The sequence below is a fragment of the Actinocrinis sp. genome (genome assembly GCF_035605935.1).
In the GTDB taxonomy this organism is placed as follows: domain Bacteria; phylum Actinomycetota; class Actinomycetes; order Streptomycetales; family Catenulisporaceae; genus Actinocrinis.
In genome coordinates, this window is the sequence record NZ_DATNGK010000030.1 from 1 (window position 1) to 8,707 (window position 8,707).

Genomic DNA, 8,707 nt, shown 5'->3' on the forward strand with positions numbered 1-8,707 from the left:
GCCGATCGACGACCCTGGCTGCGTTGCCGAAACATCCACAGACGACCCACGGTGTTGAATGAGGAGCGCGAGGATGCTCCGGCGCCTTGCCAGGCCCGCCGCTTGGCCGATTCGCCGTGCCGTACCCGACAATTGCGGCAAACCGCCGCTGATAGTGCGTGACGCTAGACCCCAAAATGGGATCAGACGCGCTCTCAGGGCCTCACAGGCCGTAAGAACAACGCGCGCCGGACGTCCCGTTCCCCGTTGTGCACATCGGGAAGTGGCCGTACCGAACCGAACGGCCACTTCCCGACGACTTGCCCCGTGCCACTGCCTAACCCGAGTCGATGCCTATCTGACTTCATTGCTTCACTGAGACCGTGGCGCTGGTTGCTTTCTGACAGCTCGCCAGTCGCCGAATCGTCACAGCGCCTTGGCCCTGCGCTGGGCCTGCGTCAGTGATCTCGCTCAGTGATCGCGCTGCGCCGGCACGTGCGCAGTCGCCGGAGCGCCGGTTCCCCGGCTCAGCAGGCCACTGAGCGCCTCCGCCGCGCCCGAGCCGTCGCCCGCGAGCAGCCGGTCGACCAGGGCGGCGTGCTGATCGTCGCCGGCGCCCGAGCCGGGAACGCAGCTGAGCGGGCGCACGCCGGTGATCTCCAGGGCGCCGTACACGACGGAAGCGAGGTGCTCGAGCATGCGGTTGTCGGTCGCGCGCAGCAGCAGGGAGTGCAGTTCGACATCAGCGCGCTGGTACGCGATCGTGTCGCCTTCGGCGCTGGCCTCGGACAGCAGCTCAGAGAGCTCCATCAGCCGAGTGCGGGCGATCTCCGGCAGCCGGGATACCTGGGCGGCGACCAGGTGCGCGGCCAGCGGCTCAAAGGCCTGCCGCAGCTCGGCGAGCTCCCGGGCCTGGTCGGTGCGGAACGGGCCGAGCGCACGCCACTCGATCACGTCCGGGTCGAGCAGGTTCCACTCGTGCACCGGCCGAATCCGGGTGCCCACGTTCGGACGGGCCGAGACCAGCCCCTTGGCTTCGAGCACGCGAAGCGACTCGCGCACTACGGTACGGGAGACCTCGAAGCGCTGGCCGATCTCCTCGGGGACCAGCGGGCGGTCCGCACCGAGCTCGCCCGCCACGATCATTTGGCCGAGCTGCTGGACGAGTTGGCCGTGCAGGCCCCGGCCGCGCTGGGCGGCAGCCCGTGGGAAGACGGCCGCGCCCTGCGCCATGCCGTACGGGTAGACCTGCGCCTCGCCGGTCTGGCCCTGGGCCGCAGCGGTCACGCCGCCGGGATGGGCCTGAAGGGTCGCGGAGGTGACTGAGGAGACGGTGTTCATGCTGAACTGGTCGGCGTTCCCGGCAGTCGGCTTAAGGGCTGTGGCGACCATTTACTCATGATTGTCACGGAATGCACTCCGTCGAGTGAATCATGGGATTTAAGGCACGCCAGCTGGCAGCAGGCCGGCACCGGTCCGGTCAGACCACGCGCCGCCGCCGAACGGCAAGCACTCCCGACAGCGTCAGCACGAGCAGTGGAAGAGCGAGGATCAAACCAAGGGCTGCGGTATCGCTGATGCCAGGCATGAACCGCACCGTGCGCTGTGCGGCCAGGGCTACGTAAGGCAAAGCCAGACTCGTCGACTGCGGCAGGAACACGGCGACCAGCGCGCATCCCACGAGCGCTGCGGTAGTCGCGAGCAGGCGCGAACGAAGCACAGCGCCGCCCATGACGCCCAAGACGCCACAAAGCGCGGCCATAGCGAGCGAGCGCGGATCGGCGAGCATGAGGTGCGGGGGCAACGCGACATCGACGCCGAAGACTTTGAAGCCGAGCCGTGCGGTCCAGTAAGCGGCCAGCGTGCTGCCGAGGCAGAGCAGGGCGCCGAAGCAAGCCGCGACTACGGCTTTTGCGACGAGCACGGAGAAGCGCCTTGGGAGCAAGGCGAAAGTGAGCAGACCGCCTCCGTGGCGGTACTCGTAGCGGATCGAACTCGCGCCGAGCCACGCGGCGCTACACGCGGCGACGGCGCCAGGCAGCACCATCCCGACTACGCCGCCTGCGACGACCCAGGCGCCGCCACCGTGCGTCGGCGAGTACTGATGCAGCAACCCGGACGACCAAGCGGAAGCCGCGGGAACGTCGATGGTTGAGACGAGCGAGTGCAGCGCCAAGCGGGGAGAGGGCACCGGAGGCGCGGGCGGCAGCGGATGCGCGAGTCCGATCATGTGGCGCGCGGCGGGAAGGGTGAGGACCGCCGATGCCACGAACGCGAAGAAGGCCACGCCGCGGATCGAGCGGAGATTGCCGAGCCGCACGAGCTCGTATCTCAGTGCGCCGACAAAGCTCGAGACTGTTGCGAGCACGGGCGGCCTTAGCCAGCTCATCGGTGCGTCTCCTCAATGTCGGCCGCTGTGGCATGCGAGTCCGATTCGCTAGCGGACAACTCGCCGGCAGGCGATTCGTGGGCAGCGGGGCCGTCAGCCGACAAGTCGTCCGCGGATTCGACATCGGACGCCAGGTCGGATGGCGCTCCCTCAAGCTGCACACCACCAGTCACGGCGGACGCCACCCCGACCGGCCGCACGCCACCGGCTTCGCCGGACGCCGCTCCTCCTGAGGAGGCGCCCCCAGCTACTCCCGCCGATTCGGAAGTACCTGCTCTGTCCCCTGGATCGGTCACTGGCACCGCTCGTCCAGCCAGTTCGCTCGCCGAATCAGCCGCTCTCTCTGCCTGCGCGTCTGTCTGCGTCTGCGCCTGCGCCGCAGGGTCGGGCAGCACCGTGATCAACCTGACGCTGGGTTCACTGTCCGCGTCCGAGTTCACCACCCTGACATTCGAGACCGGTTCGCCTGCCGCCCGCGCACCATCCACGCGCGCAGGCCGCAACGCCTTCGCGCCCCACGACCGCATGCCGGACAACGGAGCGCTCGTACCAACGCTGACCGGCGTCGGCACGCCGACTACGCGCTTGCCGTCAGGGAAGACCTGGATTGGCACGACCGGCCTCACTCGCCGCCCTGTGCACGCGGCCAACACCAGATCTCCGGGATCCGAGCCCGTAAAGCGGTCCGACAGTTCGTGGACCGGAATGTTGTGCCGATAAGCCAGATCCCCGACCCGCGCGCGGTCGAGTCCGCGCACCTCAAGACACGCGCCCTCGCCCTGTGTGCTGCGTGCCCCGGCCTCGCCGAGGATCGCAGCGAACCGGACGATCTGCGGCGACCGCACGACGACAGACGCGCCGGTCGGCGCGCGCAGTACCTCTTCAGCAGTACGCGTGCCGACCAGGTAGCCGGAGTCGAGCAGCAGCACTCGATCCACCATCCCGATCAGCGTCTCCGTGTCCGAGCCGGTGACCAGCGCCGCACGCCCCTGGGCCGTGAAGGCTCGAAGCAGGGCACCGAGCCAGGCCACGCCCTCGGGTTCCAGGGCCCGGTCGGGACAGTCCAGCAGCAGCGTCTTCGGGTCACCCAGCAGGGCGACGGCGATGCCTAGCCGAGTGGCCATGCCCTCAGTCAGGTCGGACAGGCGCGTGCGGCTCTGCTCGGTGAGCCCAACGATGTCGAGGACCGCTTCGATCCGGTCGGCGGGCCGGCCGCGCCGGGTGGCTTCGATCCGGTCCGCGAGGTCGGTTTCATCGCGGCGACTGCGACGGCCAAAGCCGAACCTCCAGCCACGGCCGGCGAGATCGTCACCCTCGATGTTGTCGTGGGAGCGTCCACGGCGGCGTGCACCAGTTTGAGCTACCCCCGCGCCGTCACACTCGGCAAGGGACTCGGGGTACTCGCCGCAAGCAGCGAGTACATCCGCGAATTCGGCTTCCTCCTCCGCGTCAAGACCAAGGCTGTTTACGGTTGCAGGTAGGCCCGAGGCGTTTCGCGCGCTTGCGCGAGTACCGTCGGGACGGCCTGCGGCGCCACGTGTCGCGCCATGTACGTCGGCAGCCTCCCGACCGCGTTCTGCAGCGCGTTCCCACGCGTCGGCATTGTCGCGGCCGCCATCGACCCGCGTACCGGTTCCGACCCCGAAGTGATGGCCTGCGCCACTGCGCATCCGTGCGTCCGCGCTCTCCTGACCTCCGGCGCCCCGCTCACCGACCGTGTGCCAGTTATCGACGTTCCCGAACGCGCCGCCACGCTCGTGCCGGTTCGCGGTCCCTGCGTCGGAGGATCGCCGTGCGCCGGCGAGGATGCCCTCACGCGCCGCGCCTCGATCGGTCGCCAGTGCGAGCCGCAAGTAGCCGCGAACAGTCCGGTCCGGGTCGCCGACCGCCGGGCCGAGTAGCAGCCCGACCTCTCGCATCGGCCGGTGCAGCGCACGATACGGACGGCCGTCGAACAGGGTCTCGCCGCGGCCCCGCTCGAGCTCCACCATCCGGCGCAACAACACTGTCTTGCCAGCCCCGGTTCCGCCGAGCACCCCGGTCACCTGCCCGGGACGCACATCGAAGCTGACCGCGTCTAGTACTGTGCGGCCACGTCGCCGTACCGTCAGGTCGATGGCTTCGATCACGCCCGGCGCCTCCTGGATGTTCGCTACCCGATTGAGCCGATCTCCCTTCGATCGTCGGGCGCTGGCAGGCGAGCCGGACCGGCTGACACGCTCGTGGCTTCGGAAATCACCCGCATGGGCGCGCAGCCGCTGAATATGCGTAACCGAGCTGACGTGCCGTCAGCCAAAGGTCAGGGACCTGCGGTCAGCAAGCGCGTCGGCCAGCTATGGCGCTAGTTCGGGCGCAGCATCGGCGGGTTCAGCAGGGTCACGTCACCCAGCCGGAAGAGCTGCGCCGGGCGCCCGCCCTGACGGGCCGTCGTGTCGCCCACCGAGATCAGGAAGCCTTGGGTGCCGGTGACCTTGCGGTGAAAGTTGCGCGGATCGAGCGCCACGCCCCACACCGCCTCGTAGACGCGGCGCAGTTCGCCAACGGTGAATTCGGCCGGGCAGAACGCGGCGGCGAGCGGGGAGTACTCGAGCTTCGCCCGCGCCCGTTCCACACCGTCGGAAAGGATCTTCGCGTGGTCGAAGGCCAGCGTCGATCCGGCCGGCCCCGCACCCGCTGACCCGGGGAAGAACTCGGGCAGCAGCGAAGCGACCGGCGTCCAGGCCGCGGCGACCGCGTCCCCGCCCGCTCGGGGAGTGGGCAGATCGGGGGCGAGCGCCAGATAGGCGACCGAGATGACCCGCATCCGAGGGTCCCGGTCCACCTCCCCGTACGTGGCCAGCTGTTCCAGATGCACCGGAAGCTGGGCCAGGCCGGTCTCCTCAGCGAGTTCCCGTGCCGCCGCGCGGCCCAGCGACTCGGACTCGCGTACGAAGCCGCCCGGCAGTGCGAGGCAACCCGCGAAAGGCTGCTCGCCGCGCCGCACGACCAGGGCCGAGAGCGCGCCGTCCCGCACCGTGAGGACAACCAGGTCCACGGTGACCGCGAACGGCGGCCAGTCACGGGCGTTGTAGCCAGCTGGGCTCTGCGACGTCGCCATGAGCGCGCATCATATATCGTCCGAATGACGATAACCAGCGATGAAGGCCTCTTACGCATTTGGCTCAACGCTCCTACGCAGCCGGGCGGACTCCCGTTCCTGCGCCGCGATCTGCTCGGCCCGCATCTCATCGAGCCGCCGCGCGGTTCCCTGAGCCGCCTCGCGGACGAGTTCCGGACCGACGCCCCGCTCCAAGCCCTGCTTAATAAGCCCCGCGAGCGCGTAGCCGGGCATCGCGTTCGCCGCTAGTTCGAGACAAAGCCGGCTCCACGCTCCCCAGCCGAGCGCCCAAGCCGCCCAGGCCGCGATCGAGTAGGCAGCCGCCGCCTGTTCCGCGGTCACCGCGCGCCGGGCCAGCTCCACGCTGAGCGCTACCGCCTGCCCGGCTCGGTCATCACCGCACCAGGTGGCCAGGTAGTCACGTACCCGCACGTCCGTCAAGGCGACCAGCAGTGCGCCCGCGGTCTCATCGGTCATTGCCCGGTCTGGCGGCACCTGGCCGTCACACAAGCTGTCGGCGAGTTGCCAGGCTCGCGCCACGTCGTCCCAGTTGAAATCAAGGAACCGGCTAGGTGGGGTCGGTGTCTCGGCTTGGGCGATTGCCTCGTCCGACGCGGGGTCGTCGGACGCAGGGTCGTCGGACGGCGCAGCGGCGTCCCAGAGGATCCCTTCAGCATCGTCGCAGTCGGCCACGCACTCTTCGGCGCCGGCGGAGTAGCGCTCCTCGCCTTGCGGCGTGCTCGACCCGATCACCAACGCAGGCTCAAGCGCGGGGTAGAACGGGATTCCGGTGCTGTCGCCGAGCCCGGCATCCGGGAAACAGGCCCCGCCGGATCGGAACGCAGTCTCGGACCGCGGTTCGGGCGCGCAGTCGGCCTCGGCCGCGAAGTGTTCGGCGGCGATGCGGCTGAGCGCGTCATCGCACGCAGCCCGCATCCGCTCCGCCATATCACCGCCGTAAGGCTCGAGGCTCGCCGCGAGAGCCGCGCGGTTCGGCAGCACCGCCAGGCCCGAATAGGCGCTGAGCGCGGCAATGGCGCTGACTCCGGTCTCCACCAGCGAGCCCTCCGGCGGACAGCACGTCGGGCTGTCACACAGGAACGACCACCAACGCCCGTCGGCGACGAACAGCACGTCGAGCGGTGCCACGCCTGCCAAACGCAGCGGCGTGCACATACCGGCCACCAGCCGCCGGTAGTCCGCCATCCGCGCGGGGCCGCCCTCCGGCGGGTAAATCACACAGAGCGTCTCGTTCGCTCCGGCCTCCGCGAGCCGCGCCGCGGCCCAGCGGCCGAACGCGGCCGGGCCGTGCGCCACCGACGCGAGGTCGACTCGCAGCCCGTGGCTGATCCCGGCTCGGCAGTCGTGCTGCGACCTGGCGAGCCCGAGCAGCACGATGCTCGAATCCGGATGGAACCCGAAGAAGTGCGGGATCGCCGCCGCGACCTCGGCCGGAGAGCCCAGTCGCACCGCTCCGGGAAGCCCGCCCTCCAGTTGCGCGGCCAGCGCCTCCGCCTCGTCCTCACTGCCTGCGGTGAGGTGGATCCCATTGAAGCGGTCCGCCTGTGGCTCCATGGTGTCCACACCGGAGCAGTCCGTTTCAGGACAGTCCCGCCCGCCGCAACACACGCCGCCCGCCGCGGTAGCCGTCGTCATGCTCATCAGCCCTGCCTCCCTCGCATCTTCTCCGCCGCCGACCGGCGGATCGGGCGGTGCTTGCCGCGACCGCCCTGAATCAAAGATCACCGGTTTGCAAGCCCTGCGGGGAAGATTTCCGGGCACCTGTGGACAACTGCCCCTTGTGGACAAAGGCCATCGCCTGAACAGCGCAATCGATAATCCGACGATCGATTAGCCTGGGACGTAGTTGTACGAATTCAGGAGGATCGGACAGCGTCGGGGCCGACTATCGGCGAGGCTTTCGGCGCGTCTCAGGACGTTCTCAGCGCGCGGGGTAACACTTCGGGCATGCGGATTCTGGTGGTTGACGACGATCAAGCGGTGCGCGACTCGCTGCGCCGCTCGCTGGCGTTCAACGGATACGAAGTGGACGTGGCCACGGACGGGCTCGCCGCCCTTGAAGCGATCGCGCGCAACCGGCCGGATGCCGCGGTCCTGGACGTGATGATGCCTAGACTGGACGGCCTGGAGGCATGCCGTCGACTACGGTCCGCTGGCGAAGACCTGCCGATCCTCGTGCTGACCGCGCGCGACGCGGTCTCCGATCGGGTCGCGGGCTTGGACGCCGGCGCCGACGACTACCTGCCCAAGCCGTTCGCGCTTGAAGAGTTGCTGGCGCGGTTGCGCGCACTGCTGCGCCGCACCCAGACCGCGTACGCCTCCGGCCAGGACATCCTCACGTTCGCCGATCTCTCCCTCGACAGTTCCGCGCGCGAAGTGACGCGCGGCGACCGCACCGTGCGCCTGACGCGTACCGAGTTCAACCTGCTGGAATTGCTGATGCGGCACCCACGGCAGGTGCTGACGCGCGCTCAGATTCTTGAGGAGGTGTGGGGTTTCGACTTCCCGACGACCGCCAACTCCCTGGAGGTCTACGTCGGATACCTGCGCCGAAAGACGGAAGCAGAGGGTGAGCCCCGCCTGATCCATACGGTGCGCGGTATCGGCTACGCGCTACGAGAGACGGCACCGTGACGACGGAAGCTCAGAGCAAGACGGAGCAGGCTGGCCGGAAGCGGGCACTCAAGGCGCCGGCTTGGGCGTATGCGCGATCCCTGCGCGAGGCGCTGCACCGGATGCCGCTGCGCGCACGGGTATCCGCACTGATCATGCTGACTGTAGGCCTGACCGTCGCGCTGGCCGCGATCGTCAGCTACTCGGTGATTCGCACGGAGGTCGTGGCGCGGCTCGACAATGATCTCTATCAGCGCGCGTACTTGTCGACCTACACGAGCCTGGCCGACCCCAACTGGCTGGGCACGGCGGACTTGGAACACGACCCGGACCTGACCCTCTCGATCGCGGGCTTCAAGGCGACCATCGTCGACGCGCTCGGGAAGCAGACCAAGCCGCCGCCGATGGTGTCCAGTCTGGACGGACAGACCGGCCGGGTAGATATGTCCGCACCGGTAAACCAAGGCGAAATCGACGTCGCGTCAGGACGCCTTACCGCCTACGTAGAGTCGGTCAGAACATCGTCGGGTACGTACCGCGTCGTCGCCGTACCGATCCCGCGCTACCCGGGTAACGCCCTCGTTCTGGCGGAGTCGATGAGTTCAACG

The 8,707-nt window shown here is 69.0% G+C and carries 6 protein-coding genes and 1 pseudogene; 2 read left to right on the forward strand and 5 right to left on the reverse strand.

Annotated elements, in window-relative coordinates; translation table 11 throughout:
• Positions 1–450: 450 nt before the first annotated feature.
• From VN779_RS02625 to VN779_RS02645, 5 genes are all read right to left on the reverse strand, one after another.
• Positions 451–1,371, reverse strand: coding sequence for a FadR/GntR family transcriptional regulator (locus VN779_RS02625; protein ID WP_325719735.1), 921 nt, complete (start codon positions 1,369–1,371; stop codon positions 451–453).
• Positions 1,372–1,459: 88 nt separating this feature from the next.
• On the reverse strand, positions 1,460–2,368 hold the full coding sequence (locus tag VN779_RS02630) for a hypothetical protein (RefSeq protein WP_325719737.1): 909 nt from the start codon (positions 2,366–2,368) through the stop codon (positions 1,460–1,462).
• Positions 2,365–4,497, reverse strand: a complete 2,133-nt coding sequence (locus tag VN779_RS02635; RefSeq protein WP_325719739.1) for an ATP-binding cassette domain-containing protein — start codon at positions 4,495–4,497, stop codon at positions 2,365–2,367. Before VN779_RS02635 ends, VN779_RS02630 begins: the two co-directional genes overlap by 4 nt.
• A 212-nt stretch (positions 4,498–4,709) precedes the next feature.
• Positions 4,710–5,465 (reverse strand): NUDIX hydrolase, encoded by a 756-nt coding sequence (locus tag VN779_RS02640; RefSeq protein WP_325719741.1) that lies wholly within the window; start codon positions 5,463–5,465, stop codon positions 4,710–4,712.
• 51 nt (positions 5,466–5,516) lie between these two features.
• Entirely contained in the window at positions 5,517–7,127 is a 1,611-nt protein-coding gene (locus VN779_RS02645) for a DUF4192 domain-containing protein (protein WP_325719742.1), read from the reverse strand.
• Between the two features lie 306 nt (positions 7,128–7,433).
• Between VN779_RS02645 and VN779_RS02650 the strand changes: the two genes are divergently transcribed.
• Both VN779_RS02650 and VN779_RS02655 read left to right on the forward strand, forming a co-directional pair.
• Complete coding sequence (locus tag VN779_RS02650) at positions 7,434–8,120, forward strand: response regulator transcription factor (protein ID WP_325719744.1); 687 nt, start codon at positions 7,434–7,436, stop codon at positions 8,118–8,120.
• A pseudogene (locus VN779_RS02655) lies at positions 8,117–8,707 on the forward strand (hypothetical protein); the annotation flags it as partial. The gene VN779_RS02650 and the pseudogene VN779_RS02655, both read left to right, overlap by 4 nt.